The organism is Arthrobacter gengyunqii, assembly GCF_023022985.1.
GTDB classification, from domain to species: Bacteria; Actinomycetota; Actinomycetes; order Actinomycetales; family Micrococcaceae; genus Arthrobacter_B; species Arthrobacter_B gengyunqii.
Genome location: NZ_CP095461.1, coordinates 2,966,635 through 2,992,043, shown reverse-complemented (window position 1 = coordinate 2,992,043; position 25,409 = coordinate 2,966,635). Strand labels below are relative to the sequence as shown.

Below are 25,409 nucleotides of genomic sequence, written 5' to 3'. Positions count from 1 at the left end.
CCATGGCAAAAATCAAAAAGGGTGACCTGGTTCAGGTCATCACCGGTGCAAAGGCTGACCGCGGCGGCGACCGCGGCAAGCAGGGCAAGGTTCTGAAGGTTTACACCGACACCAACCGCGTTCTGGTTGAAGGAATCAACACTGTCAAGAAGCACACCAAGGTTGGACAGTCCTCCAAGGGCTCCAAGACCGGTGGCATCGAAACTGTTGAGGCTCCCATCCACGTTTCCAACGTCGCAGTCGTTGACCCGGAAACGAAGAAGCCGACCCGCGTTGGCTACCGCCAGGAAATCGTCGAAAAAGACGGCCGTGAGCGCACTGTGCGTATCCGCGTCGCCAAGGGCTCTGGGAAGGACCTCTAATGACTGAGACCGTCACCAAGACCGTCCCCCGTCTGAAGACCCGCTACGCAGCGGAGATCAAGCAGACCCTGCAGGACGAGTTCAGCTACGCAAACGTCAACCAGGTTCCCCGCCTCGTCAAGGTGGTTGTGAACATGGGTGTTGGAGATGCCGCCAAGGACTCCAAGCTCATTGACGGTGCAGTCAAGGACCTGACCCAGATCACGGGTCAGAAGCCGCAGGTTACGAAGGCCCGCAAGTCGATCGCACAGTTCAAGCTGCGCGAAGGCATGCCCATCGGCTGCCACGCAACTCTGCGTGGAGACCGCATGTGGGAATTCGTTGACCGCCTGGTTACCCTGGCCCTGCCGCGTATCCGCGACTTCCGCGGCCTGAACGGCAAGCAGTTCGACGGCAACGGCAACTACACGTTCGGTCTGACCGAACAGTCGATGTTCCACGAAATCGATCAGGACAAGATCGACCGCGTACGCGGCATGGACATCACCGTGGTTACCACCGCAAAGACCGATGACGAGGGACGCGCGCTGCTGAAGGCGCTCGGCTTCCCGTTTACATCCGAAGATTAATTACTACGTAACAGGTCCGACGGACCCCCGGCCAGGTGCGCCTGAGCTGGAATTCCGCAGGAAACCGTTACGAGGGAGGGCAAGAGCCCAATGACAATGACAGATCCTGTCGCAGACATGCTTACGCGTCTGCGCAATGCAAACTCGGCATATCACGATTCCGTGTCCATGCCTTACAGCAAGCTCAAGGCACGCGTTGCTGACATCCTGAAGGCCGAGGGCTACATCGCCGGCTGGAAGGAAGAAGAGGCCGTCGTCGGCAAGAAGCTGACCCTTGATCTCAAATTCGGTCCGAACCGCGAGCGTTCCATCGCCGGCGTGCGTCGTATCTCCAAGCCCGGTCTGCGCGTATACGCAAAGTCCACCAACCTGCCGCGTGTTCTCGGTGGTCTGGGAATCGCAATCCTGTCGACGTCGTCAGGTCTCCTGACCGACCGCCAGGCCGCCAAGAAGGGCGTAGGTGGGGAAGTCCTCGCCTACGTCTGGTAGCAGGGAAGGGAAAGAAAAATGTCACGTATTGGACGTCTGCCCATCCCGGTTCCTGCCGGAGTTGAAATTTCCGTTGACGGCAACTTGGTATCCGTCAAGGGTGCCAAGGGCGAGCTGAGCCACACTGTGCCCAGCCCGATCACCGTCACTCTGGACGACAGCACCATCACCGTTGCCCGCCCGAACGACGAGCGCGAATCCCGTGCCCTTCACGGCCTGACCCGCACCCTGATCGCCAACATGATCACCGGTGTGACCGAAGGCTACAAGAAGGACCTGGAAATCGTCGGTACCGGTTACCGCGTAGTGGCCAAGGGCTCGGACCTCGAGTTCGCCCTGGGCTACAGCCACCCGGTTCCGGTCACGGCACCCGAGGGCATCACGCTTACCGTCGTGGGCCCCACGAAGGTCACAGTGTCCGGCATCGACAAGCAGCAGGTGGGCGAGGTTTCGGCCAACATCCGCAAGCTGCGCAAGCCCGATCCCTACAAGGGCAAGGGTATACGTTATGCCGGCGAAATTGTCCGCCGCAAGGTCGGAAAGGCTGGTAAGTAACCATGGCCATCAGCATTAATAAGAAGCGCAATTCCAAGAGCAAGTCGGCTGCGCGTAACCGCCGCCAGCTGCGCATCCGCAAGCGGATCTCCGGAACCGCGGCTCGTCCGCGCCTGGTGGTTAACCGCTCGGCCCGCCACGTATTCGTCCAGGTTGTCGATGACACCCGCGGCGTAACCGTGGCTTCGGCTTCCACCATGGAAGCTGACCTGCGTGCACTGGAGGGCGACAAGACCGCCAAGTCCAAGCGCGTCGGTGAGCTCGTTGCCGAGCGTGCCAAGGCTGCCGGCGTTGAAGCCGTTGTCTTCGACCGCGGTGGCAACCGCTACCACGGCCGCATTGCGGCCGTTGCAGACGGCGCACGCGAAGGTGGGCTGTCACTGTGACCGAGGTTAACAAGGAAAAGGAAAATCAGGTGACTGAAGCTACAGCTGCTGAGGCAACTGAGACCAAGGACGCCGCAGCTCCCGCCACTGACGACCGCCGCGGCGGCCGCAAGGGCGAGCAGCGCTCCGACCGTGGAGGCCGCGGCGAACGCGGTGGCCGCGGTGGCCGCGACGGCGGACGCAACGATGAGAAGGACAAGTTCATTGAACGCGTCGTGACCATCAACCGCGTTGCCAAGGTTGTCAAGGGTGGTCGTCGCTTCAGCTTCACCGCTCTGGTTGTTGTCGGTGACGGCAACGGCATGGTCGGTGTTGGTTACGGCAAGGCCAAGGAAGTTCCCTCTGCTATCGCGAAGGCCGTTGAAGAAGCCAAGAAGACTTTCTTCCGCGTCCCGCGCATCGGTGGAACCATTCCCCACCTCGTCCAGGGTGAAGCAGCTGCAGGCGTTGTCCTGCTGCGTCCGGCTTCCCCGGGTACCGGTGTTATCGCCGGTGGTCCGGTCCGCGCCATTCTCGAATGCGCCGGCATCCACGACGTACTGTCCAAGTCGCTCGGGTCCTCCAACGCCATCAACATCGTGCACGCCACGGTTGATGCACTGAAGCGCCTCGAAGAGCCTCAGGCAGTGGCAGCCCGCCGCGGCCTGCCGCTGGACGAGGTTGTGCCTGCTGCGATGCTCCGCAATATGCAGAAGGCAGGTGCCTGATGACTACTCCGAAGAACGTTGCCGTCAGCACGGCAACACTGAAGATTACTCAGATCAAGTCCACCATCGGTGGTAAGCAGAATCAGAAGGACACGCTGCGCTCATTGGGCCTGCGACACATCGGTGCTACCACCGTTCGTACCGCAGACGCCGTGACCGTTGGCATGATCAACACGGTTCCGCACCTCGTGAAGGTTGAGGAGGCGAATTAACATGGCCGAAGAAAACAACAACGAGCACGCGCTCAAGGTTCACCACCTGCGTCCGGCACCCGGTGCCAAGACGGCCAAGACCCGTGTTGGCCGCGGTGAAGGTTCCAAGGGTAAGACCGCAGGCCGCGGTATGAAGGGCACCAAGGCCCGTTACCAGGTCAAGGCCGGTTTCGCTGGCGGGCAGCTGCCGCTGCACATGCGTCTGCCGAAGCTGCGCGGCTTCAAGAACCCGTTCCGCGTCGAGTTCCAGGTTGTAAACCTGGACAAGATCTCGGAACTGTTCCCCGAAGGCGGCGAGATCACGGTTGCTGATCTGGTTGCCAAGGGCGCCGTTCGCAAGAACCAGCCCGTCAAGGTCCTGGGCTCCGGCGACATCACCGTCAAGGTAAATGTCACGGCAGATGCCTTCTCCGCCAGTGCGGCAGAGAAGATTGCTGCTGCAGGCGGATCGATCACGGCGCTCTAAGCACTGTGTCCATTTCGCACAAGCGACGTCGGGTGGCCGGGAAACCGGCCACCGGCCGTCGTCTGTGCGGTTGGCAGGACTACGACTAAACTCTTGGCGGGCCGCCCTGCGGCCCGCCGGGGGTTTAGTTTTGTTTAAGGCACTGCAACGCCGCGGGCCTCGTTAACGTTCTACGGGGCATGAGCGGATAGACTCTGTTTTTGTTACCAGTCCAATTGGACTTCATCTACTTCAGATCTCATTCAGGAGGACGCTTGCTTAGCGCTATTGGCCGGGCTTTCCGGACGCCAGACCTGCGACGCAAGCTGTTGTTTACGCTGGGAATCATCACTATCTTCCGCATGGGTGCTTTTATCCCGGCCCCGGGTGTTGACTACGGCAATGTGCAGCAGTGCTTGGCTTTGGGTGCCACTTCGGGTGGCCTCTACGAATTCGTTAACCTTTTTAGCGGCGGCGCCCTGCTGCAGGTCTCTATCTTTGCCCTGGGCATCATGCCGTACATCACCGCCAGCATCATTGTTCAGCTGCTGCGCGTTGTGATTCCGCACTTCCAGGCGCTCTATGAGGAAGGCGCACAGGGACAGTCGAAGCTGACGCAGTACACGCGTTACCTGACCATCGCCCTGGGCCTGCTCAACGCCACGACAGTTGTTTCCCTGGCCCGCACCGGAGCGCTGTTCAACAACGCCTGCTCCGTGCCGATCATCCCCGATGACAACATCATCACCATCCTGCTGCTGATCATCACGCTGACGGCCGGCACCGGCCTCATCATGTGGATGGGTGAACTGGTCACGGAAAAGGGTGTCGGCAACGGCATGTCCCTCCTGATCTTCACCTCGATTGCCGCCGGCTTCCCGAGCTCGCTCGGAGCCATCCTCAACGCGCAGGGCTGGACGGTCTTCCTGGGTGTCCTCGCCGTCGGCGTCGTAGTGGTTGCCCTTGTCATCTTCGTGGAGCAGTCACAGCGCCGCATACCGGTGCAGTACGCCAAGCGCATGGTGGGCCGCCGCACCGTCGGCGGAACGAACACCTACATTCCCATCAAGGTGAACATGGCCGGCGTGATCCCCGTGATCTTCGCGTCCTCCATGCTGTACCTGCCGTCGCTGATTGCCCAGTTCAACACCCCCGCCTCAGGTGCGCCGCCGGAGTGGGTCGTCTGGATCAACAATTACCTCACCAGCGGCGACCATCCGTTCTACATGGCCGTCTACTTCCTGCTGATCGTGTTCTTCACCTACTTCTACGTGTCGATCACCTTCAACCCGGAGGAAGTCTCGGAAAACATGAAGAAGTACGGCGGCTTCATCCCCGGCATCCGGGCCGGCCGTCCCACCGCCGAATACCTGCAGTACGTGCTCTCGCGCATCACGCTGCCCGGCGCCCTCTACCTGGGTTTTGTTGCCCTTATTCCGCTGATTGCTCTGGTGCTGGTCGGAGCCAACGCGAACTTCCCGTTCGGCGGAACCTCGATCCTCATCATGGTTGGTGTGGGACTCGAAACAGTCAAACAAATTGACGCGCAGCTCCAGCAGCGTCACTACGAAGGGTTATTGCGATGACAAGAATGCTCATTATCGGTCCTCCCGGCGCCGGCAAAGGCACACAGGCGGCCCGGATCTCGGAGCGGCTTGGAGTCACTGCAATCTCCACCGGCGACATCTTCCGCGCCAACGTCAAGAATGAAACGCCCCTTGGCGTCGAAGCCAAGAAGTACATCGACGCCGGCAACTTTGTTCCCGACTCCGTCACGAATGAAATGGTCCGGGCGCGGCTGCAGGAAGACGACGTAACCGACGGATTCCTGCTGGACGGCTACCCGCGCACCGCTGCGCAGGTTGAAGAGCTGGACGACATCCTGGCCGGGAAAGGCCAGAAGCTCGACGTCGTCCTGCAGCTGACGGCCGACGACGAGGAGCTGGTTCAGCGCCTGCTCAAGCGCGCTGAACTTGAAGGCCGCGCCGACGACAACGAGGACGTCATCCGGCACCGCCTGGACCTCTACAAGGCCCAGACAGCCGACGTCGTTGCCAGCTACGACAACCGCGGCATCGTGGCACGGGTGGACGGGCTTGGCGGCATCGACGATGTCACCGAGCGCGTCATGGAAGCCCTCAAGGATATTCGCTAAAGAGTTAGAAGAGATATGTTTGGCCAGCCCAGGATTCAATACAAAACCAATGCGCAGATGCGCACCATGCGCGAGGCCGGCCTCGTGCTGATCCGGGCACTCGATGCGGCTGTCGGGTCTGCGGTGCCGGGGGCAACCACCGCAGACATCGACGCCGCGTTTGCCGCGGTGCTGAAGGATGCGGGGGCAACCTCGAACTTCCTTGGCTACCACGGCTACCCGGCAACCGTTTGCGTGTCGGTGAATGAAGAAGTTGTCCACGGCATCCCGGGGGAGAGGGTCCTGGCAGACGGGGACATTCTGTCCATCGACGGCGGAGCCGTGGTGAACGGGTGGCATTCGGACTCGGCGCGCACCGTCATCGTGGGCACTGCGGATCCCGAAGACCAGAGGCTGTCCGACGTCACCGAGCAGGCCATGTGGCACGGCATCGCTGCTGCTGCCAAGGGCCGGTTCGTTGGTGACATCGGTGCAGCCATCGACGACTACGTGTCCTCGGTTCCTGGCAAGCCGCTCGGAATCCTGGAGGACTACGTTGGTCACGGCATCGGCACCGAAATGCACCAGGCTCCGGACGTCCTCAACTACCGGACGTCGCACAACGGTCCCAAACTGCGCCCCGGGCTGTGCCTGGCGATTGAGCCGATGCTGGTCCGCGGACAGATCGAGACCGTTACCCTCGAGGACGACTGGACGGTGGTCACCACTGATAAGTCCCGCGCCTCGCAGTGGGAGCATTCCGTGGCAATCCATGACAAGGGGATCTGGGTCCTGACCTCGCCCGACGGGGGAGCCGCAAAGCTGGCTCCGCTGGGTGTGACACCGGTGCCGATCCCCGAAAACTGACTGCACGGCCCGGGCCCTAGTTGTGGGGACCTCGGGCGGCAGCCGGCAGGGGATTTAACTTAATCCGCCTTGTCGAGTAGAGTTATCTGTTGGTTGTCTCTACCTTCGTGCCCTTTTCTGAGCACACAGGCAGTCTCAAACTGTCTGTGACGCGGACTCCGCCAGTTGGCGGGGCAGGAAGCACCGGTGAGGGAACCAAAGACATAAACCGTCCTGCGTGTATGCGCACGGACACAGACGTTAGCGGAGGATATGGCCAAGAAAGACGGCGTCATTGAGATTGAGGGCTCGGTCAACGAAGCCCTGCCCAACGCGATGTTCCGCGTTGAGCTGGCCAACGGCCACATTGTGCTCGCACACATCTCGGGAAAGATGCGTCAACACTACATTCGCATCCTCCCCGGAGACCGCGTTGTGGTGGAACTTAGCCCGTACGACCTCACCCGGGGCCGTATCGTCTACCGCTACAAGTAAAAACCGCCGCAGACAGCAGGCGTTCCGGACAGTTGGAATGCCCGCCGCCAGCGGCCAAACCCTGCAACCACGCAAAGGATAACCATGAAGGTCCAGCCGAGCGTCAAGCAGATCTGCGATAAGTGCAAGGTGATTCGCCGTAATGGTCGAGTCATGGTGATCTGCGAGAACCCGCGCCACAAGCAGCGCCAGGGCTAATTTCCTGCTCTCAGGGACGGCCCACGCGTAGTAGTAGTACTTTGAATATGGCAGTGCAGCGTTGATACGCGTAACGCATACCCCCGGCACGGAGGCCGGGGACCTGGCAACAGGGACGCACTGCTTCAGACCTCCGGTGAAACAAGAGGAGAACCGCCGATATGGCACGTCTCGCTGGCGTTGACATTCCCCGCGAAAAGCGGGTAGTGATTGCGCTTACCTATATCTACGGCGTGGGCAAGACCCGTGCAGACCAGACCCTGGCAGAGACCGGCATCAGCCCGGACACTCGCGTCAAGGACCTCACGGATGCTGAACTCGTTCAGCTGCGTGACTACATCGAGGGCAACTTCAAGGTTGAGGGTGACCTCCGCCGCGAGGTAGCCGCTGACATTCGCCGCAAGGTTGAAATCGGCAGCTACCAGGGTATCCGCCACCGTCGTGGCATGCCCGTTCACGGCCAGCGCACGAAGACCAACGCTCGCACCCGCAAGGGCCCGAAGCGTACGGTTGCCGGTAAGAAGAAGGCCGCCCGCTAAACCTGGCGGTGTGAGGCCACGGCCCCTTAGCGGGCCACCAAAACCAAACTCTTTGTAGGAGAAGCAATGCCCCCGAAGACTCGTGGAGCGGTCCGCAAACCGCGTCGCAAGGATAAGAAGAATATCGCGCTGGGCCAGGCGCATATCAAGAGCACGTTCAACAACACCATCGTGTCCATCACGGACCCGTCCGGTGCTGTTATCTCATGGGCTTCCGCCGGTGAGGTTGGCTTCAAGGGCTCTCGCAAGTCCACCCCGTTCGCTGCACAGATGGCTGCCGAAGCTGCTGCAAAGCGCGCCCAGGAGCACGGCGTCCGCAAGGTCGACGTCTTCGTTAAGGGTCCGGGATCCGGCCGCGAAACCGCTATCCGCTCGCTCCAGGCCACCGGCCTGGAGGTTGGCTCCATTTCGGATGTCACCCCGAGCGCGCACAACGGCTGCCGTCCCCCGAAGCGCCGCCGCGTCTAAGCAGCACTTGCGGTTCCGGTAATATCCGGCGGGCGGTCCACCCTTTGGGGCGGGCCGCCCATCGGACGCCTCCGGCTCCGGGCACGTGGCTGTTAAGCCGTCCAAGACGCCCGCGGAAGACCCGTCGTCGTCGTTTCCACCATTTGTGTTGCGTCATATAGCGGACGCTCGCTGAAAGGAAATGCAAGTGCTCATTGCACAGCGCCCCACCCTCACCGAAGAAGTCGTAGCCGACAACCGTTCACGGTTCATCATCGAGCCGCTGGAACCCGGTTTCGGCTACACCCTGGGTAACTCCCTCCGTCGTACGCTCCTGTCCTCGATCCCCGGTGCTGCAGTAACCAGCATTCGGATCGACGGCGTGCTGCACGAGTTCACCACGGTTCCGGGCGTGAAGGAAGATGTCACCGAGATCATCCTGAACGTCAAGAACCTGTCGGTCTCCTCCGAGCACGACGAGCCCGTTGTCGCCTACCTGCGCAAGCAGGGTCCCGGCGTCGTGACGGCTGCGGACATTGCTCCGCCGGCCGGCGTGGAGTTCCACAACCCGGATCTGCACATTGCCACTCTGAATTCGAAGGGCAAGTTCGAACTCGAACTCACCATCGAACGCGGACGCGGCTACGTTTCCGCCAGCCAGAACAAGTCCGGTGACCAGGAGATCGGCCGTATCCCGGTTGACTCCATCTACTCGCCGGTTCTGAAGGTGACCTTCCGCGTGGAGGCCACCCGTGTTGAACAGCGCACCGACTTCGATCGCCTGATCGTTGACGTTGAAACCAAGGATGCCATTGCACCGCGCGACGCCGTCGCCTCTGCCGGTACCACCCTGGTTGAACTGTTCGGCCTGGCCCGTGAACTGAACAGCGCTGCTGAAGGTATTGAAATCGGCCCGAGCCCCACGGATGCCGCACTGGCCGCCGACATGGCTCTGCCGATCGAAGACCTTGAGCTGACCGTGCGTTCCTACAACTGCCTCAAGCGTGAAGGCATCCACACTGTGGGTGAACTCGTTGCCCGCTCCGAGGCTGACCTGATGGACATTCGCAACTTCGGTGCAAAGTCCATTGATGAGGTAAAGGCAAAGCTGGTCGAGCTGGGTCTGTCCCTGAAGGATTCCCCTCCCGGGTTTGATCTGGCCGCCCGTGCCGCAGCTATTGAAGAGGACGAGTCCGAATACTCGGACGACGAGCTCTAACACACGCAAAATATTGCCGTCCGGGCCATAAGAGCTCCGTGCGGCACCGTTTGAGGAGAAAATGTAATGCCTACACCCACCAAGGGTAAGCGCCTCGGAGGCAGCCCGGCCCACCAGCGCCTGATGCTGGCGAACCTGGCTGCCCAGCTGTTCGAGCACAAGCAGATCACCACCACGGTGACGAAGGCCAAGCGCCTGCGTCCCTACGCCGAGCGTCTGATCACGTTCGCAAAGCGCGGAGACCTGTCTTCCCGCCGCCGCGTCCTGGGCCTGATCTCGGACAAGGGTATTGTCCACGAGCTCTTCACCGACATTGCTCCGGCAGTCGAGAAGCGCGACGGCGGCTACACCCGCATCACCAAGATTGGCAACCGCAAGGGCGACAACGCTCCCATGGCTGTCATCGAGCTGGTTCTTGAACCGCTCTCCGCCAAGCAGGCCGTAGTGGCCGAGGCTGAGACCGCTGCCGCTGTTTCCGCTCCGGTCGAGTCCGCTGAATCTGCAGAGTCCGCCGAATCGGCCGACTCCGCTGAGTCCGCCGATTCCGCTGAGTCTGCCGACTCGGCTGATTCCGCTGACGAAGCAGTGGAAACCGAAGAGAAGAAGTAATTTTCTCTTCTGCACTTAGTCCCTTAATATTGAGGGCATGAGTAACGAGAGGCCCGCCGTACCTTCACCGGACGGCGGGCTTTTTCGTGTCCGGATGGATCTGTCCTACGACGGGGCTCCGTTCTACGGCTGGGCATGCCAGGATGATCTGCCCACGATCCAGGGCAGCCTCGAGGCGGCCCTGGAAGTCCTGATTAGGCGGCCCGTGCGGCTGACGGTCGCCGGCCGGACGGATTCCGGCGTCCATGCCCGCGGCCAGGTGGTCCATTTCGACCTGACGGGTCCGGAATGGAACGGATTGTCACGCGGAGCCGCACTCACGCCGGAAGAGGCACTGATCCGGCGCATGCGGGGAATCCTGAACAAGGACCTCACCATGCCCCTGCGCAAGGCGAAAGCCCCGAAGCGGGTCATCCACGCCATGGAGGGGGCCATTACGGTCCATTCGGCTTCCTTGGCACCCTCCGGCTTCGATGCGCGGTTTTCCGCCCTTTGGCGGCGCTACAGCTACCGAATCGCAGACCGGGAAGCCAGCCGGGATCCGTTGACCAGGGGGGTAACCCTGTGGCATGACTTCGCCCTCGACGTGCACCGGATGAATTCCGCTGCCGATGCGGTTCTGGGAGTGAAGGACTTCCTTTCCTTCTGCAAACCACGCACCGGTGCCACCACGGTCCGGGAGCTTCAGGAGTTTTCCTTCCTCCGGCGGCCGGACGGCGTGATCGAGGCGCATCTGCGTGCTGATGCCTTCTGCCACAACATGGTCCGGTCCCTCGTGGGCGGGGCTATCCTCGTGGGAGCGGGGGAGCGGACCCCCGAATGGCTGGGCACCAGACTCCAGGCAAGGGTCAGGGACTCCGACTCGCTGCTGGCCTCGCCGCATCCGCTCATCCTCGAAGAAGTTCGGTATCCGCCGGACGGGGAAATGGAGCGGCGGGCCGAGAACACACGTGCCAAGCGCACCGCCCCTAGCTTTTGACCTGGCCCAGGAAGCAAGCTATTGTTTATAGTCGTTGTGCGTGTCCTACCTCGATAGGTCTATGCCCACGGGAGCGGCTCAGTTGCAGAGCCACCTGGCCCCGGGGAAATAGCCGAGTACATCAGGACCACTGGTTACATCAGTCCTCACCTGACCATCCGGTAAACGCATAGAGAAGCTGTGGCACATATGGCATCCATATGAGCCGCGCCACCTAAGAAGAAGAAACGAAGGCAAACACCGTGCGTACGTACACCCCGAAGCCCGGCGACATCAACCGCCAGTGGCACGTCATTGACGCCACCGACGTTGTCCTAGGCCGTCTTGCCAGCCAGACCGCAACACTGCTGCGCGGAAAGCACAAGCCGACCTTCGCTCCCCACATGGATATGGGCGATTTCGTCATCATCATCAACGCTGAGAAGGTTGCCCTCACCGGCGCCAAGCTCGAACAGAAGCGTGCCTACCGCCACTCGGGTTACCCGGGCGGCCTGTCCTCCGTCAACTACGCAGAACTGCTGGAGTCGAATCCGGTACGTGCAGTTGAGAAGGCCATCCGCGGCATGCTGCCCAAGAACTCCCTGGCTGCCCAGCAGATCAGCAAGCTCAAGGTCTACCGCGGTGCAGAGCACCCGCATGGAGCCCAGCAGCCCAAGACCTTCGAAATCACCCAGGTCGCCCAGTAGTTCTGGCCCCGCCTAACTAAAGAATTAATTCAAGGAGAATCGTGGCTCAGAACACTGAAGAGCTCAATGAAACAACCGAGGAGCTTTCCAGCTACACCTCGGAAACCCCTGACGCAGCTGAGGCTGCCGTCAAGGAACGCCCGGCACTGACCGTCGCCGGTTCGGCTGTCGGCCGCCGCAAGCAGGCTATTGCCCGCGTGCGCGTTGTTCCCGGTTCCGGCAAGTGGCTGGTAAACGGCCGCGACCTGGCCGCTTACTTCCCGAACAAGCTGCACCAGCAGGACGTCAACGAACCGTTCAAGATCCTTGATCTCGACGGCGCCTACGACGTTATCGCCCGCATCCACGGCGGCGGCGCCTCCGGCCAGGCCGGCGCACTGCGCCTTGGCGTAGCCCGCTCGCTGAACGAGATCGACCGCGACAACAACCGCGCGACCCTGAAGAAGGCTGGCTTCCTGACTCGTGACGCACGCGTCATCGAGCGCAAGAAGGCCGGTCTCAAGAAGGCCCGCAAGGCACCGCAGTACTCCAAGCGCTAAAAAAGCGCCTACCCTGGCTGCTGCCGCTGCGCGTCAGCAGCCAGGGGCCCTCGGCGTCTTTTGGCGCTTGGGTCCACAAGCGCTAACAGGCGTTTGTTCCAAAGGCCGTCCGCATCTGCGGGCGGCCTTTGGTCGTTTTCGGCGTGATCTTCAACGCGGAAACCACCTACTTACTTGCCATGTACGCGTACCTGCTTAGTCGAGCACGCCCGCGGAGTGGCACAATAGCCCAGTGGGCCTCCTGTACGGAGGCCTCCTGCCCTGCCCCCTGCTTGAGGATTATGTGCGATGACTAGATTGTTTGGAACCGACGGCGTCCGTGGCCTGGCCAATGGCCTGATCACTGCCGAAGTGGCCCTGGGCCTGGCACAGGCGGCCGCCGTCGTTTTGGGGCACAGGCGGGTGGAGGGCGGGCGCCGGCCGGTGGCGGTAGTGGCCCGGGACCCGCGCATCAGCGGCGACTTTATCTCGGCGGCAGTGGAAGCCGGACTGGCAAGCTCAGGCGTGGACGTCTTTGACGCCGGTGTGCTTCCCACCCCGGCGGCTGCCTTCCTGATCGCAGACCTGGACGCAGACTTTGGCGTCATGATTTCCGCATCGCACAACGCGGCCCCGGACAACGGCATTAAGTTCCTGGCACGCGGCGGACAGAAGCTCGACGACGCTGCCGAAGACGCCATCGAAATCGAGATGGGCAAGCCGAACCTGCGTCCCACCGGAGCCGAAGTGGGGCGTATCCACCGTTTCGCCGATGCCGAAGACCGCTATGTCATCCACCTGCTGCAGACACTCCCAAACCGGCTCGATGGCCTGAAGGTGGTGCTGGACTGCGCCAACGGTGCCGCCAGCGGCTGCTCGCCGCAGGTCTTTGCGGACGCCGGCGCCGAAGTGGTTGTTATCGGCGCCGAACCCGACGGCATCAACATCAACGACGGCTGCGGGTCCACTCACCTGGAGAAGCTTCAGGCGGCAGTGCTGGAGCACGGCGCGGATCTGGGCGTTGCCCACGACGGCGACGCAGACCGCTGCCTTGCCGTTGATCATGAGGGCATCGTTGTGGACGGCGACCAGATCATGGCCATCATGGCGGTCGCCTTTAAGGCTGCGGGCAAGCTCAAGGATGACACCCTGGTGGCGACGGTCATGAGCAACCTTGGCCTGAAGCTTGCGCTGCGTGAGGCAGGCATCAGCGTCCGCGAGACAGGCGTGGGGGACCGGTACGTCCTGGAAGGCATGCGCGACGGCGGTTACAGCCTGGGCGGCGAGCAGTCCGGGCACGTTATCTTTTCCGAGTACGCAACCACGGGCGACGGCGTCCTGACGGGCCTCCAGCTCGCCGCACAGGTAAAGCGGACCGGCCGCACGCTCAAGGAACTTGCCGGCATCATGACCAAGCTTCCCCAGGTCCTGATCAACGTTAAGGGCGTAGATAAAGCCGCCGTGTCCAGCAACGAGACGGTTCGGCAGGCCATCGTGGACGCTCAGGCAGTCCTTGGCGAAACGGGCCGGGTGCTGCTGCGTCCCTCGGGCACCGAGCCCCTGGTACGGGTAATGGTGGAAGCAGCCGACATGGAAACGGCCGCCTCAGTTGCCGCCAAACTCGCAGAAACGGTCGAGAACAATCTCTCCCTGGAGCCGTTCGCGCGCGCTTAGGTCTTGCGCAGGAGCATGCGGGTCACCGAATGGTCCGCATCCTTCGTGAGCACCAGCTGCGCGCGTCCGCGCGTTGGCAGCACATTGGTGATGAGGTTCGGCTCGTTGATCCGCTTCCAGATATCCAGGGCGGTCGCCCGGGCCTCATCATCGGTCAGACCGGCGTATCGGTGGAAATAGGATTCCGGGTCCGCAAAAGCTCCGCCGCGCAGAGACTGGAAACGCTGGACGTACCACTCTTCGATGTAGGAAGTCCGGGCGTCGACGTAGATCGAGAAATCGAAAAAGTCGCTCAGCGCAAGGCCTGCCCGGCCATCAGCACGTGTCCGGGCCGGTGCAAGAACGTTCAGTCCCTCAACAATCAGCACGTCCGGCCGGCGGACAACAATCTCCTCGCCCGGAACGATGTCGTAGGTCAGGTGTGAGTAGCGCGGTGCCCGCACTTCCTCGGCCCCGCTCTTGATGGCGCTGACAAAGCGCAGGAGCGCACGCCGGTCATAGGATTCGGGGAAACCCTTGCGGTCCATGAGCCCGCGCCTCTTGAGCTCAGCATTGGGGTACAGGAAACCGTCGGTGGTAATGAGCTCTACATTCGGTGTGTCCGGCCAGCGCCGAAGCATCTCCCGGAGTACGCGTGCCGTGGTGGACTTGCCAACAGCCACGGATCCGGCCACCCCGATGACAAAGGGAGTCCGGGTGGTCTTTTCGCCCAGGAAGGTGGTGGTGGCGCTGTGCAGGCGTCCGGCTGCTGCAACGTAGAGGTTGAGCAGGCGTGACAGCGGCAGGTATACCTCGCGCACTTCGTCAAGGTTGAGTTTCTCGCCCAGACCGCTCAGCCGCAGGATGTCGTCCTGGTTCAACGGCGACCGGATCTCGTTGGAAAGCCTGGACCAAGTCTGCCGGTCCAGTTCCACGAACGGCGTGAAGCCGGTGTCTCCTCCGTTCCCGGAAGAGCCCTTGGTTGATGGATTCAGACCTGTGTTTGATGTACGGTCGCTCACTTTATGATTCTGCCCTGCCGCGCAGCCAATCCAAAACGGAGTCCGGGGCGGCCGTGCCGCCCCTGTTGACCGTGCCGCCGGGCAGCCGCCGGGCAGCCGCCGCGCTGCCGCTGCGCCCTGAGCCGTTTTTGGCGTTGTGGGCGTACTTCCCGGTACTCTTAGCCGTATGTGTGGAATCGTTGGATATGCAGGCCGCCGCCCCAGTGCCGCCGCCGCAGAGCAGGTCAAGAGCCATGGGCACGGAGCCCTTGATGTGGTCATGGAAGGCCTGCGCCGTCTGGAGTACCGCGGCTACGATTCCGCCGGTGTGGCAGTACTGACCGACAACGGGATCGACTCCCGCAAAAAGTCGGGCAAGCTTGCGAACCTGACCGCTGAACTGGCAGCGGCACCGCTGCCTGCGGCGACCACCGGCATCGGCCACACCCGCTGGGCAACCCACGGCGGACCCACCGATGAGAACGCACACCCGCACTTGGCTGATGACGGCCGCCTAGCGCTGATCCACAACGGCATCATTGAGAACTTCGCGGAACTCAAGGCTGAACTGCTCGATGCCGGAGCTGTTTTCCTCTCCGAGACCGACACCGAGGTGGCTGCAGCGCTGCTGGCCCTCATTTACCGCGGTGAAGGCGGGGGAGACCTGGCTCTTTCCATGCAGCTGGCCTGCCGCCGTCTGGAAGGTGCCTTCACCCTTCTGGCCATCCACGCTGACTCGCCCGACGTCGTTGTCGCAGCGCGCCGCAACTCCCCGCTCGTCGTTGGGCTCGGTGACGGTGAAAACTTCCTGGGCTCGGACGTTTCGGGTTTCATCGACTTCACCCGCCGTGCCGTGGAACTGGGACAGGACCAGATCGTCACCATCACCCCGGAATCGGTGGAAATCACCGACTTCTACGGCAACCCGGCCACCGGCACGGAATTCGAGGTCAACTGGGATGCCGCCGCCGCGGAAAAGGGCGGATACCCCTCCTTCATGGAGAAGGAAATCAACGATCAGCCGCAGGCTGTGGGGGACACCCTCCTGGGCCGCTCCGATGTCGAGGGCCGCCTGACGCTGGACGAGCTGCGCATCGATCCTGAAGAGCTCAAGGCCATCAACAAGATCATGGTGCTGGCCTGCGGTACCTCCGCGTACGCCGGCCAGGTTGCCAAGTACGCCATTGAGCACTGGTGCCGGATCCCCGTGGAGGTGGAGCTCAGCCACGAGTTCCGCTACCGCGATCCCATCGTGGACAACCACACCCTCATCGTGGCCATCTCCCAGTCCGGCGAGACCATGGACACGCTGATGGCCGTGCGGTACGCCAAGGAGCAGGGCGCCAAGGTGCTGGCCATCTGCAACACCAACGGCTCTACGATCCCGCGCGAGTCCGATGCGGTGCTTTACACGCACGCCGGCCCCGAGATTGCCGTCGCCTCCACCAAAGCCTTCCTGGCGCAGATCACCGCCGCCTATCTCCTGGGCCTGTATCTTGCCCAGCTGCGCGGAGACAAGTTCCAGGGCGAGATCAAGGACCTGCTGACCGACCTGGCCAAGGTTCCCGCCAAGATCCAGCAGGTGCTGGACAACTCAGGACAGATCAAGGAACTGGCCGAGCTCATGGCCGACACCAAGTCGGTGCTGTTCCTGGGCCGCCACGTCGGCTTCCCGGTGGCCATGGAAGGTGCCCTGAAGCTGAAGGAACTGGCGTACATCCACGCTGAAGGTTTCGCGGCAGGCGAGCTGAAGCACGGCCCGATCGCCTTGATCGAAGAAGGCCAGCCGGTCTTTGTGGTGGTCCCCTCGCCGCGCGGCCGCGATTCGCTGCATGCCAAGGTCGTTTCCAACATCCAGGAAATCCGTGCCCGCGGCGCGAAGACCATCGTGATTGCCGAAGAGGGCGACGACGCCGTGAAGGCGTACGCCGAGCACGTTTTCTATGTGCCGGAGACGCCGCCGCTGCTGGCGCCGCTGCTGACCACCGTTCCGCTGCAGATCTTCGCCTGCGCCCTGGCCACGGCCAAGGGCTACGACGTTGACCAGCCGCGCAACCTCGCCAAGTCCGTCACGGTCGAATAACCCGTGATTATCGGCATCGGCGTGGACGTTGTGGACGTGCCGCGCTTCGGCCGCCAGCTGGAACGGACCCCGGGCCTGCGCGCCCGGCTGTTTGTCCCGGCCGAACGCGAACTGAACCTGCGGTCGCTGGCGGCGCGCTTCGCCGCCAAGGAAGCGGTCGCCAAGGCCCTTGGAGCACCGGCCGGGATGAACTGGCAGGACTGCCAGGTGGATCTCGATGCCGCCGGTGCCCCCGCCGTGAGCGTACGGGGCACGGTGGCTGCGGCCGCCGAGGCCAAGGGCGTGCGGGTTTGGCACCTGTCGCTGAGCCACGACGGCGATGTTGCCACAGCCATGGTGGTTGCTGAGAGTTAGTCTGTAGGCATGATCAGTGCCTACCCCGGCGCCGCTGTGCGGGCCGCTGAAAAACCGCTGTTGGACGCCGGCCTCGGTCCCGCTCTGATGCAGCGGGCGGCGTACGGGCTGTACGCTGCCTGCGCCCGGGAGGTGCTGGCCAGGCGCGGTTCCCTCTACGGAGCGCGCGTCACGGTGCTGGCCGGATCCGGCAACAACGGCGGTGACGCCCTCTATGCCGGGGCGCGGCTGGCCGGCCGCGGCGCCGGAATCACGGCTGTCCTCACCTCGGAGGCTCCCCATCCGGAAGCCTTGGCTGCCTTTCGCGCCCGCGGCGGCAGAACCATCCAACTTTCCCGGGCCGTTGCCGAGTGCGCACGGCTTTGTGCTGAGTCCGATCTGGTGATTGACGGCATCCTGGGCACAGGAGGCAAAGGCGGACTGCGGGGTCCCGCGGCGGAACTGGCCCGGGCGTTCACCGGCCGCATCTCAGGCCGCGCATCCGGCATCGACCGCCGGCCGCTGGTGATTGCCTGCGACCTCCCCAGCGGTGTGGACGCAGACACGGGCCAGGCCGACGGCGAGCACTTCACGGCGGACCTCACGGTAACCTTCGGGGCGGTGAAAACCGGACTGATGGCCGGCCCCGGCGCGGTGGCCGCGGGCCGCATTGAATGCATCGACATTGGCCTGGGTTCCCTTCCTGGGCCCGCCCTCTACCGGCTCGAATCCGCCGACGTTGCGCAGCTGCTGCCGGTTCCGCGGAAAACGGACCAGAAGTACAGCCGCGGGGTTCTGGGCATAGCAGCGGGATCCGCAACGTACCCCGGCGCCGCAGTACTGGCAACTGGGGCGGCCCTGGCCACCGGCGTCGGCATGGTCCGCTACCTCGGCCCGGAATCCGTCTGCCGGTTGATCAATGCTTCCCATCCCGAAGCCGTCTGCGCCACCGGCACCGTATCCCTGGTCCATGTGCAGGCATGGCTGGCGGGCCCCGGAGCGGGAGCGGATGAAGACCAGCGGCGCCGGGCGCTCGAGGCCATGGCTTCCGGACTGCCCGCGGTCATCGATGCGGACGCCATTTCCCATGTGGAACCGGGCCTCGGACCGCAGGTGATCCTGACCCCGCATGCCGGAGAGCTCACGGCGCTCCTGGGCCGCCTGGGGGAAACAGCCACCCGGGAGCAAATTGAAGCCGACCCGCTGCGATATGCCCGGCGCGCAGCAGAACTGACCGGAGCCACCGTGCTGCTCAAGGGCTGGGCCACGATCACCGCCGCACCCACGGGAGAAACCTACAGCCAGGCCGAGGCCACTCCCTGGCTGGCCGCCGCCGGTTCCGGGGACACGCTTTCAGGCATCCTGGGCTCCCTGCTGGCCACCGACCGGTCCGGCCGGGACACCGCGTCTGAGCCGGCGCCGGGCCACTATGCCGAACTGGCCGCAGCTGCAACCAGCATCCATGGAAGGGCGGGAACACTCACCGCACAGTCGGGGCCGGTCGAACCCTCAATGCTTCCGGCCGCCATCCGGACCGTGATCGGCGAGCTGAAAAAGGGTGTGGTAATCGACTCCGTTTAATGCTTGGCCCGGTCTGGGGTAGAAAAGTAAGTAGACATACTACTTTTTGCTTGTGTCATCTGGAACTAGTCAGGAGCTCTACATGGAAGTTTGGCCGGGAGACGCCTATCCGCTGGGCGCTACCTACGACGGAAACGGCACCAACTTTGCGTTGTACAGCGAGGTGGCGGAGTCCGTCACGCTGTGTCTGTTCGACGACGACGGCGCCGAGACCTGCGTGCGCCTCACCGAGGTGGACGCTTATGTGTGGCACTGCTACCTGCCGCAGGTCATGCCGGGGCAGAAGTACGGCTACCGCGTTGACGGGCCCAATGATCCGGAGAACGGCAACCGCTGCAACCCGAACAAGCTGCTGCTGGACCCCTACGCGAAGGCCGTAGCCGGCGAGATTGACTGGGACCAGGCGCTGTTCGGCTACAACTTCGGCGACGAAAACTCACGCAATGACGAAGACTCCGCGCCGCACATGATGATGGGTGTCGTCATCAACCCCTTCTTCGACTGGGACGGCGACCGCAAGCCCAAGATCCCGTACCACCAGTCGGTCATCTATGAAGCCCACGTCAAGGGCCTCACCGAGCGTCACCCCGAGGTTCCCGAGGAACAGCGCGGCACCTATGCCGGCGTCGCGCACCCCGCCGTGATTGCACACCTGCAGAAGCTGGGCGTCACCGCCATCGAACTGATGCCGGTGCACCAGTTCGTCAACGACTCCACCCTGCAGGACAAGGGTCTGTCGAACTACTGGGGTTACAACACCATCGGATTCTTCGCGCCCCAGAACACCTACAGCGCCACCGGTGACGACGGCCAGCAGGTCCAGGAGTTCAAGGGCATGGTTCGTGCCCTGCACCTGGCCGGTATCGAAGTCATCCTCGACGTGGTCTACAACCACACAGCAGAGGGCAACCACATGGGCCCCACGCTGTCCTTCCGCGGCATCGACAACCAGGCGTACTACCGCCTTGTCGAAGACGACAAGCGCTACTACATGGACTACACGGGCACCGGCAACTCCCTGAACGTGGGAAACCCGCACTCGCTGCAGCTGCTCATGGATTCGCTGCGGTACTGGGTCACCGAAATGCACGTTGACGGTTTCCGCTTTGACCTCGCGTCCACCCTGGCCCGCGAGTTCTACGACGTGGACAAGCTCTCCACCTTCTTCGAACTGGTGCAGCAGGACCCGGTGGTTTCTCAGGTGAAGCTGATAGCCGAGCCCTGGGACATCGGACCCGGCGGTTATCAGGTGGGCAACTTCCCGCCGCAATGGACTGAATGGAACGGCAAGTACCGCGACACGGTGCGCGATTTCTGGCGCGGCGAGCCCTCCACCCTGGGTGAGTTTGCGTCCCGCATCACCGGATCCGCGGACCTTTACGAGTCCTCGGCCCGCCGCCCGGTGGCGTCCATCAACTTTGTCACCGCCCACGACGGCTTCACGCTGCGCGACCTTGTCTCCTACAACGAGAAGCACAACGAGGCCAACGGCGAAGACAACAACGACGGCGAATCACACAACCGCTCGTGGAACTGCGGGGTGGAAGGCCCCACGGATGATCCCGAGGTGCTGTCCCTGCGCGCCCGACAGCAGCGCAACTTCCTTGCCACGCTCCTGCTCTCGCAGGGAGTTCCCATGATTGCGCACGGTGATGAGCTGGGCCGCACCCAGGAGGGCAACAACAACACCTATGCCCAGGACTCCGAGCTGAGCTGGATCGACTGGGAGAACATGGACACTCCGCTGCTCGAATTCACAGCCGCGGTCAACACCCTGCGCGCCGAGCACCCCACGTTCCGGCGCCGCCGCTTCTTCGACGGCAGGCCGGTGCGCCGCGGTGAAGGCGAAGCGCTGCCGGATATCGTCTGGCTGGCCGAAGACGGAAGTCCGATGACCCAGGACGATTGGGACGCCCCCGTGAGCCGCTCCCTGGGAGTGTTCCTGAACGGGCAGGGAATCCGCGGACGCAACGCCCGCGGAGAGCGGATCACGGATGTGAACTTCCTGCTGTACTTCAACGCCCACGACGAGGCAGTCAAGGTCAGCGTTCCGCCGCGCGAGTATGCCCCCATGTGGGACGAGGTCATAGACACTGCCGGTGAATTCGCCGATTCCGGTTCCATTCCGGCAGACGCAAAGATCACCATCGCAGCCAAGTCCATGGTGGTCCTGCGCGCACATGAAGCGGAGGAGGAGCACGACCACTCCGTGGCAGCGTCCCTCGCGGCCCTGGCCGGATCCAAGCAGCACAGCGGCGAGGCGGCCGTATGAGGACCCCGCTTTCCACCTACCGCCTGCAGATTCGGCCGTCATTCACCCTGTTTGACGCCGCCGAACTGGTCCCGTACCTCAAGGACCTGGGGGCCGACTGGGTGTACCTCTCACCGATCCTGACCGCTGAGCCGGGGTCGGACCACGGCTACGACGTGGTTGACCCGACGGCGGTGGATCCGGCCCGCGGCGGCGCCGAGGGGCTGAAAGCACTCTCCGATGCCGCTCACGCCGCCGGCATGGGCGTGCTGGTGGACATCGTGCCCAACCACATGGGTGTCGCCACTCCGTCGCGCAATGCCTGGTGGTGGTCGCTTCTGCTGGAAGGGCGCCGCTCGCGTTATGCCGACGCTTTCGACGTCGACTGGGATGCGGCAGGCGGAAAACTGCGCCTGCCCGTCCTGGGCGACGGCGACAACGAACTGGAGCAGCTGAAGCTGGTCAACGACGAGCTGCACTACTACGACAACCGATACCCGGTGGCGCCGGGAACGGCGTCCGAGGGCGATTCTGCCGTGGACGTCCACGCCCGCCAGCACTACGAACTGGTGAACTGGCGGCGGGCGGACAACGAGTTGAACTACCGCCGCTTCTTCGGCGTGAACACCCTTGCCGGCATCCGGGTGGAGGAGCCCTGGGTCTTCGACGAATCCCATGCCGAGGTTCGGCGCTGGTTTGATGAAGGACTCGTGGACGGGCTGCGGATCGACCACCCGGACGGGCTGGCTGATCCCAAGGGCTACCTGTCCCGGCTGCGCGAGCTCGCAAACGGCGCGTACATCTTGGTCGAAAAGATTCTGGAACCCGGCGAAAAGCTGCCGGCGGACTGGGAAACAGAAGGAACCACCGGATACGACGCGCTGGCCGACGTTGACCGCCTCTTCGTGGATTCGGCCGGCGAGCAACAGCTCACCGCCCTGGTGCCCACGGAGCCGTATGCGGACATGATCCACGGCACCAAGCGCGGCATCGCCGACCACCTGCTGCACTCCGAGGTCCAGCGCCTGGTGCGGCTGCTGCCGGCGGACTCCGGACTTGACCCGCAGACCGCCGCGGATGCGCTCGCCGAGCTCCTGGCCTGCTTTCCGGTCTACCGCAGCTACCTCCCCGAAGGGGCGGATTATCTGACCGATGCCGTCATTGCTGCCACGGTCCGCCGGCCCGATCTGGCGGCTGCCCTGGCAACCCTGCACAAGCTGCTGAATCCGTTGGAATCCGGTGGAACTGACGCCGTCTCGCTCCAGGACCTTGGCGAGCTGGCGGTGCGCTTCCAGCAGACTTCCGGCATGGTGATGGCCAAGGGCGTGGAAGACACCGCGTTCTACCGCTTTTCCCGCCTGACATCGCTGAACGAAGTGGGTGCCGACCCGGCGCATTTCGCCGTGGCACCGTTTGACCTTCATACGAAGCTTCTCCGCCGGCAGCTGGAGCAGCCGGCCGCCATGACCGCGCTGACGACGCATGACACCAAGCGCAGCGAAGACACCCGCGCCCGGATTTCGGTCCTCTCGGAGATACCCGACGAGTGGAGTGACGCCTTCACTGCCCTGGAGGCACTGGCCCCCATGGGAGACGCGCCGATGGCCAACCTGCTCTGGCAGGCGATCATCGGTGCCTGGCCGCTCAGCCGGGAACGGGCCCACGCCTACGCCGAGAAGGCTTCACGGGAAGCGTCAAGCAGCACCACCTGGACTGCACCCAACACCGAGTTCGAGACGAGGATGCACGCTGCCGTCGACGCCGCGTTCGACAACCCGGAAGTGAACGCCCTGATTACTTCCCTGGTGGACCGGATCCGTCACGCCGGATACTCGAACTCGCTGTCCGCCAAGCTCCTGCAGCTGACCATGCCGGGGGTACCGGACGTTTATCAGGGAACCGAATTCTGGGACCGTTCGCTGGTGGATCCGGATAACCGGCGCGAGGTGGATTACGCACGGCGCCGGGAGACGGCGGCGGCATTTACGGACGGCACTGGAGCGGAAGCGCCGGACGCTGACGAAGACGCGGCCGCCAAGCTGCTTGTCACCATGCGGGCGCTGCAGCTCAAACGCGGGCGCCCGGAGCTGTTCAGCGGCTACGTCCCGGCAGCGGCGGAGGGCCCGGCTGCAGAGCACCTCTTCGCCTTCGACCGGGGCGGAGCGGTTACCGCGGTAACCCGGCTTCCGGTGGGTCTCGAGCGTGCGGGCGGATGGCGGGACACCGCCGTCGTGCTCGATGCCGGAACCTACCGTGACGTGCTCACGGGCCGTACCCGCACGAGCACCGGCCGGCTGGCTGCTGCTGATCTGTTTGACACCTATCCGGTGGCACTGCTTGTTCGGGAGGACGGCGAATGAGGACCAATTTCGAGGTGTGGGCGCCCAAAGCCAGCACCATGACCCTGCTGGCAGACGGCCGCAAACTGTCCATGACCCGCGGCGAAAACGGTTGGTGGCACGCCCAGCACGCCGAACTCACCGGTGACATCGACTATGGGTACCTCATCGACGACGCGCAGACGCCGGTTCCGGATCCCCGGTCCCGGCGGCAGCCCGAGGGTGTCCACGCGTTGTCGCGCACTTTCGACCCTGACGAATACCAGTGGCACGATGCGGACTGGAAATCCCCCGGACTGGACGGCGGTGCCATCTACGAGCTGCACATTGGCACGTTCACGCCCGAGGGGACGCTGGACGCCGCCATCGGGAAGCTGGACTACCTGGTGGACCTGGGCGTGCGCTTCGTGGAGCTGTTGCCGGTGAACGCTTTCAACGGAACCCACAACTGGGGTTATGACGGTGTGCTCTGGTACGCGGTCCAGGAATCGTACGGCGGGCCCGAGGCCTACCAGCGGTTTGTCGATGCTGCGCACCAGGCCGGCCTTGGCGTGATCCAGGACGTCGTCTACAACCACCTCGGGCCCAGCGGCAATTACCTGCCGCTGTTCGGTCCGTACCTGACCGAAGGAAAAGCCAACACCTGGGGCGACTCGGTGAACCTGGACGGGCCGCTTTCCGACACCGTCCGGCAGTACATCGTGGACAACGTCCTGATGTGGTTCCGCGACTACCACGTGGACGGACTGCGCCTGGATGCCGTGCATGCACTGCACGACGAGCGGGCCGTCCACATCCTGGAAGAGATCGCGGAGGAGACGGAAAAGTGCGCGCGCGAACTCGGTAAGCCCCTGTTCCTGATCGCCGAATCGGACCTGAACGATCCCAGGCTGATCAGCCCGCGGAGCCTGAACGGCTACGGCCTGGACGGCCAGTGGTCGGACGACTTCCACCATGCCGCACATACCAATCTCACGGGCGAGAACGGCGGGTACTACGAGGACTTCGATTCCCTGGCGGCGCTGGCGAAAGTGCTTCGGGACGGATTCTTCCACGACGGCACGTTCTCTTCCTTCCGGGGCCGTGCCCATGGCCGTCCGCTCAACAAGGAGGCTGTGAACGCGAGTCAGCTTGTGACCTGCATTCAAAACCACGACCAGATCGGCAACCGTGCAGCAGGGGACAGACTCACTGCGAGCCTGGGCTATCCGCAGCTGGCGCTTGGCGCAGTGCTGAACCTGATGTCCCCGTTTACGCCGATGATCTTCATGGGCGAGGAGTTCGGCGCATCCACACCTTGGCAGTTCTTCACCTCCCATCCCGAGCCGGAGCTGGGCAAGGCCACAGCGGAAGGACGGTTGCGGGAGTTCGAACGCATGGGCTGGGACCCGGACACGGTGCCCAACCCGCAGGATCCGTCAACCTTCACCAACTCAAAGCTGGACTGGTCCGAGGCGGGGGAAGGCGACCATGCAAAGCTCCATGACCTCTACCGGCAGCTCCTGGCGCTTCGACGTGACCGCCCCGACCTCATGGATCCGGACCTTCGCAAGGTAAACGTGGACTTCGATGAAGTGGGACGGTGGCTGGTCCTGCAGCGGGGAGAAACCGTCGTCGTCCTGAATTTCGCGGGTGATTCCCGCGAGATTCCTCTTCCGATCAGCTCTCCGCAGCTGCTGCTGGAGACGGCACCCGTGGAGTTGTATGAAGACGGCGTGCAGCTGCCGGCCTACGGGGCTGCAGTGCTGGCGGCAACGAATGGCAGGATGTAAC

The 25,409-nt window shown here is 63.3% G+C and carries 28 protein-coding genes; 27 read left to right on the top strand and 1 reads right to left on the bottom strand.

Annotated features, from left to right (window positions below; translation table 11 throughout):
- Window positions 1-2: 2 nt before the first annotated feature.
- From rplX to glmM, 21 genes are all read left to right on the top strand, one after another.
- Entirely contained in the window at window positions 3-362 is a 360-nt protein-coding gene (rplX, locus tag MUG94_RS13705; protein WP_104052728.1) for a 50S ribosomal protein L24, read from the top strand.
- The gene (gene rplE / locus MUG94_RS13700; RefSeq protein ID WP_227892315.1) at window positions 362-931 is read left to right on the top strand and encodes a 50S ribosomal protein L5; all 570 of its coding nucleotides are present in this window, start codon (window positions 362-364) and stop codon (window positions 929-931) included. The genes rplX and rplE overlap by 1 nt, the downstream gene beginning before the upstream one ends.
- 90 nt (window positions 932-1,021) lie before the next feature.
- Window positions 1,022-1,420, top strand: a complete 399-nt coding sequence (gene rpsH / locus MUG94_RS13695) for a 30S ribosomal protein S8 (RefSeq protein ID WP_104052725.1) — start codon at window positions 1,022-1,024, stop codon at window positions 1,418-1,420.
- Between the two features lie 18 nt (window positions 1,421-1,438).
- Window positions 1,439-1,975 carry a 50S ribosomal protein L6 gene (rplF, locus tag MUG94_RS13690; protein ID WP_227892313.1) on the top strand — a complete coding sequence of 179 codons (537 nt, stop codon included), beginning with the start codon at window positions 1,439-1,441 and terminating at the stop codon, window positions 1,973-1,975.
- Window positions 1,976-1,977: 2 nt separating this feature from the next.
- Complete coding sequence (rplR, locus tag MUG94_RS13685; RefSeq protein ID WP_227892312.1) at window positions 1,978-2,361, top strand: 50S ribosomal protein L18; 384 nt, start codon at window positions 1,978-1,980, stop codon at window positions 2,359-2,361.
- Between the two features lie 29 nt (window positions 2,362-2,390).
- Complete coding sequence (rpsE, locus tag MUG94_RS13680) at window positions 2,391-3,068, top strand: 30S ribosomal protein S5 (RefSeq protein ID WP_181032224.1); 678 nt, start codon at window positions 2,391-2,393, stop codon at window positions 3,066-3,068.
- On the top strand, window positions 3,068-3,280 hold the full coding sequence (gene rpmD, locus MUG94_RS13675; RefSeq protein WP_104052721.1) for a 50S ribosomal protein L30: 213 nt from the start codon (window positions 3,068-3,070) through the stop codon (window positions 3,278-3,280). Before rpsE ends, rpmD begins: the two co-directional genes overlap by 1 nt.
- 1 nt (window position 3,281) lies before the next feature.
- The gene (rplO, locus tag MUG94_RS13670; RefSeq protein WP_227892311.1) at window positions 3,282-3,746 is read left to right on the top strand and encodes a 50S ribosomal protein L15; all 465 of its coding nucleotides are present in this window, start codon (window positions 3,282-3,284) and stop codon (window positions 3,744-3,746) included.
- Between the two features lie 254 nt (window positions 3,747-4,000).
- The gene (secY, locus tag MUG94_RS13665) at window positions 4,001-5,311 is read left to right on the top strand and encodes a preprotein translocase subunit SecY (protein WP_227892310.1); all 1,311 of its coding nucleotides are present in this window, start codon (window positions 4,001-4,003) and stop codon (window positions 5,309-5,311) included.
- A complete protein-coding gene (locus MUG94_RS13660) occupies window positions 5,308-5,880 on the top strand; it encodes an adenylate kinase (protein WP_227892309.1) in 573 nt (190 codons plus the stop codon). The genes secY and MUG94_RS13660 overlap by 4 nt, the downstream gene beginning before the upstream one ends.
- 15 nt (window positions 5,881-5,895) lie before the next feature.
- Window positions 5,896-6,726 (top strand): type I methionyl aminopeptidase, encoded by an 831-nt coding sequence (gene map / locus MUG94_RS13655; protein WP_227906644.1) that lies wholly within the window; start codon window positions 5,896-5,898, stop codon window positions 6,724-6,726.
- A 252-nt stretch (window positions 6,727-6,978) separates the two neighbouring features.
- Window positions 6,979-7,200 carry a translation initiation factor IF-1 gene (gene infA / locus MUG94_RS13650; protein WP_055239372.1) on the top strand — a complete coding sequence of 74 codons (222 nt, stop codon included), beginning with the start codon at window positions 6,979-6,981 and terminating at the stop codon, window positions 7,198-7,200.
- An 84-nt stretch (window positions 7,201-7,284) separates the two neighbouring features.
- The gene (rpmJ, locus tag MUG94_RS13645) at window positions 7,285-7,398 is read left to right on the top strand and encodes a 50S ribosomal protein L36 (protein WP_012397712.1); all 114 of its coding nucleotides are present in this window, start codon (window positions 7,285-7,287) and stop codon (window positions 7,396-7,398) included.
- A 161-nt stretch (window positions 7,399-7,559) separates the two neighbouring features.
- A complete protein-coding gene (gene rpsM, locus MUG94_RS13640) occupies window positions 7,560-7,937 on the top strand; it encodes a 30S ribosomal protein S13 (RefSeq protein WP_104052716.1) in 378 nt (125 codons plus the stop codon).
- Between the two features lie 66 nt (window positions 7,938-8,003).
- Window positions 8,004-8,405: a 30S ribosomal protein S11 gene (gene rpsK / locus MUG94_RS13635; protein ID WP_104052715.1), complete on the top strand. Its 402-nt coding sequence runs from the start codon at window positions 8,004-8,006 to the stop codon at window positions 8,403-8,405.
- Window positions 8,406-8,592: 187 nt separating this feature from the next.
- The gene (locus tag MUG94_RS13630) at window positions 8,593-9,603 is read left to right on the top strand and encodes a DNA-directed RNA polymerase subunit alpha (RefSeq protein ID WP_104052714.1); all 1,011 of its coding nucleotides are present in this window, start codon (window positions 8,593-8,595) and stop codon (window positions 9,601-9,603) included.
- 66 nt (window positions 9,604-9,669) lie between these two features.
- Window positions 9,670-10,212 (top strand): 50S ribosomal protein L17, encoded by a 543-nt coding sequence (rplQ, locus tag MUG94_RS13625; protein WP_104160437.1) that lies wholly within the window; start codon window positions 9,670-9,672, stop codon window positions 10,210-10,212.
- Between the two features lie 37 nt (window positions 10,213-10,249).
- Window positions 10,250-11,191, top strand: a complete 942-nt coding sequence (locus MUG94_RS13620) for a tRNA pseudouridine synthase A (RefSeq protein ID WP_227906642.1) — start codon at window positions 10,250-10,252, stop codon at window positions 11,189-11,191.
- 242 nt (window positions 11,192-11,433) lie between these two features.
- A complete protein-coding gene (gene rplM, locus MUG94_RS13615) occupies window positions 11,434-11,877 on the top strand; it encodes a 50S ribosomal protein L13 (protein ID WP_104052711.1) in 444 nt (147 codons plus the stop codon).
- 41 nt (window positions 11,878-11,918) lie between these two features.
- Window positions 11,919-12,416: a 30S ribosomal protein S9 gene (rpsI, locus tag MUG94_RS13610; RefSeq protein ID WP_227892306.1), complete on the top strand. Its 498-nt coding sequence runs from the start codon at window positions 11,919-11,921 to the stop codon at window positions 12,414-12,416.
- A gap of 288 nt (window positions 12,417-12,704) precedes the next feature.
- A complete protein-coding gene (gene glmM, locus MUG94_RS13605) occupies window positions 12,705-14,069 on the top strand; it encodes a phosphoglucosamine mutase (protein ID WP_227906641.1) in 1,365 nt (454 codons plus the stop codon).
- Here the strand turns inward: glmM and coaA are convergent.
- A complete protein-coding gene (gene coaA / locus MUG94_RS13600; RefSeq protein ID WP_227892383.1) occupies window positions 14,066-15,043 on the bottom strand; it encodes a type I pantothenate kinase in 978 nt (325 codons plus the stop codon). The two genes, glmM and coaA, sit on opposite strands and share 4 nt — an antisense overlap.
- 193 nt (window positions 15,044-15,236) lie before the next feature.
- Here coaA and glmS point away from each other — a divergent pair, with 193 nt between their 5' ends.
- From glmS to treZ, 6 genes are all read left to right on the top strand, one after another.
- Window positions 15,237-17,132 (top strand): glutamine--fructose-6-phosphate transaminase (isomerizing), encoded by a 1,896-nt coding sequence (gene glmS / locus MUG94_RS13595; RefSeq protein ID WP_227906639.1) that lies wholly within the window; start codon window positions 15,237-15,239, stop codon window positions 17,130-17,132.
- 3 nt (window positions 17,133-17,135) lie between these two features.
- Window positions 17,136-17,486, top strand: a complete 351-nt coding sequence (locus MUG94_RS13590; protein WP_227892303.1) for a holo-ACP synthase — start codon at window positions 17,136-17,138, stop codon at window positions 17,484-17,486.
- Between the two features lie 9 nt (window positions 17,487-17,495).
- Complete coding sequence (locus tag MUG94_RS13585; protein ID WP_227906637.1) at window positions 17,496-19,046, top strand: bifunctional ADP-dependent NAD(P)H-hydrate dehydratase/NAD(P)H-hydrate epimerase; 1,551 nt, start codon at window positions 17,496-17,498, stop codon at window positions 19,044-19,046.
- A gap of 82 nt (window positions 19,047-19,128) precedes the next feature.
- The gene (gene glgX / locus MUG94_RS13580) at window positions 19,129-21,318 is read left to right on the top strand and encodes a glycogen debranching protein GlgX (protein WP_227906634.1); all 2,190 of its coding nucleotides are present in this window, start codon (window positions 19,129-19,131) and stop codon (window positions 21,316-21,318) included.
- A complete protein-coding gene (gene treY / locus MUG94_RS13575) occupies window positions 21,315-23,657 on the top strand; it encodes a malto-oligosyltrehalose synthase (protein WP_227906632.1) in 2,343 nt (780 codons plus the stop codon). Before glgX ends, treY begins: the two co-directional genes overlap by 4 nt.
- A complete protein-coding gene (treZ, locus tag MUG94_RS13570; RefSeq protein WP_227906630.1) occupies window positions 23,654-25,408 on the top strand; it encodes a malto-oligosyltrehalose trehalohydrolase in 1,755 nt (584 codons plus the stop codon). The genes treY and treZ overlap by 4 nt, the downstream gene beginning before the upstream one ends.
- The last annotated feature ends 1 nt before the right edge of the window (window position 25,409 follow it).

Coding starts and splice junctions, on each gene's coding strand:
- rplX (WP_104052728.1), top strand. CDS start 3: ATGGCAAAAATCAAAAAGGGTGACCTGGTTCAGGTCATCACCGGTGCA.
- rplE (WP_227892315.1), top strand. CDS start 362: ATGACTGAGACCGTCACCAAGACCGTCCCCCGTCTGAAGACCCGCTAC.
- rpsH (WP_104052725.1), top strand. CDS start 1,022: ATGACAATGACAGATCCTGTCGCAGACATGCTTACGCGTCTGCGCAAT.
- rplF (WP_227892313.1), top strand. CDS start 1,439: ATGTCACGTATTGGACGTCTGCCCATCCCGGTTCCTGCCGGAGTTGAA.
- rplR (WP_227892312.1), top strand. CDS start 1,978: ATGGCCATCAGCATTAATAAGAAGCGCAATTCCAAGAGCAAGTCGGCT.
- rpmD (WP_104052721.1), top strand. CDS start 3,068: ATGACTACTCCGAAGAACGTTGCCGTCAGCACGGCAACACTGAAGATT.
- rplO (WP_227892311.1), top strand. CDS start 3,282: ATGGCCGAAGAAAACAACAACGAGCACGCGCTCAAGGTTCACCACCTG.
- MUG94_RS13660 (WP_227892309.1), top strand. CDS start 5,308: ATGACAAGAATGCTCATTATCGGTCCTCCCGGCGCCGGCAAAGGCACA.
- map (WP_227906644.1), top strand. CDS start 5,896: ATGTTTGGCCAGCCCAGGATTCAATACAAAACCAATGCGCAGATGCGC.
- infA (WP_055239372.1), top strand. CDS start 6,979: ATGGCCAAGAAAGACGGCGTCATTGAGATTGAGGGCTCGGTCAACGAA.
- rpmJ (WP_012397712.1), top strand. CDS start 7,285: ATGAAGGTCCAGCCGAGCGTCAAGCAGATCTGCGATAAGTGCAAGGTG.
- rpsM (WP_104052716.1), top strand. CDS start 7,560: ATGGCACGTCTCGCTGGCGTTGACATTCCCCGCGAAAAGCGGGTAGTG.
- rpsK (WP_104052715.1), top strand. CDS start 8,004: ATGCCCCCGAAGACTCGTGGAGCGGTCCGCAAACCGCGTCGCAAGGAT.
- rplQ (WP_104160437.1), top strand. CDS start 9,670: ATGCCTACACCCACCAAGGGTAAGCGCCTCGGAGGCAGCCCGGCCCAC.
- MUG94_RS13620 (WP_227906642.1), top strand. CDS start 10,250: ATGAGTAACGAGAGGCCCGCCGTACCTTCACCGGACGGCGGGCTTTTT.
- glmM (WP_227906641.1), top strand. CDS start 12,705: ATGACTAGATTGTTTGGAACCGACGGCGTCCGTGGCCTGGCCAATGGC.
- glmS (WP_227906639.1), top strand. CDS start 15,237: ATGTGTGGAATCGTTGGATATGCAGGCCGCCGCCCCAGTGCCGCCGCC.
- MUG94_RS13585 (WP_227906637.1), top strand. CDS start 17,496: ATGATCAGTGCCTACCCCGGCGCCGCTGTGCGGGCCGCTGAAAAACCG.
- glgX (WP_227906634.1), top strand. CDS start 19,129: ATGGAAGTTTGGCCGGGAGACGCCTATCCGCTGGGCGCTACCTACGAC.
- treY (WP_227906632.1), top strand. CDS start 21,315: ATGAGGACCCCGCTTTCCACCTACCGCCTGCAGATTCGGCCGTCATTC.
- treZ (WP_227906630.1), top strand. CDS start 23,654: ATGAGGACCAATTTCGAGGTGTGGGCGCCCAAAGCCAGCACCATGACC.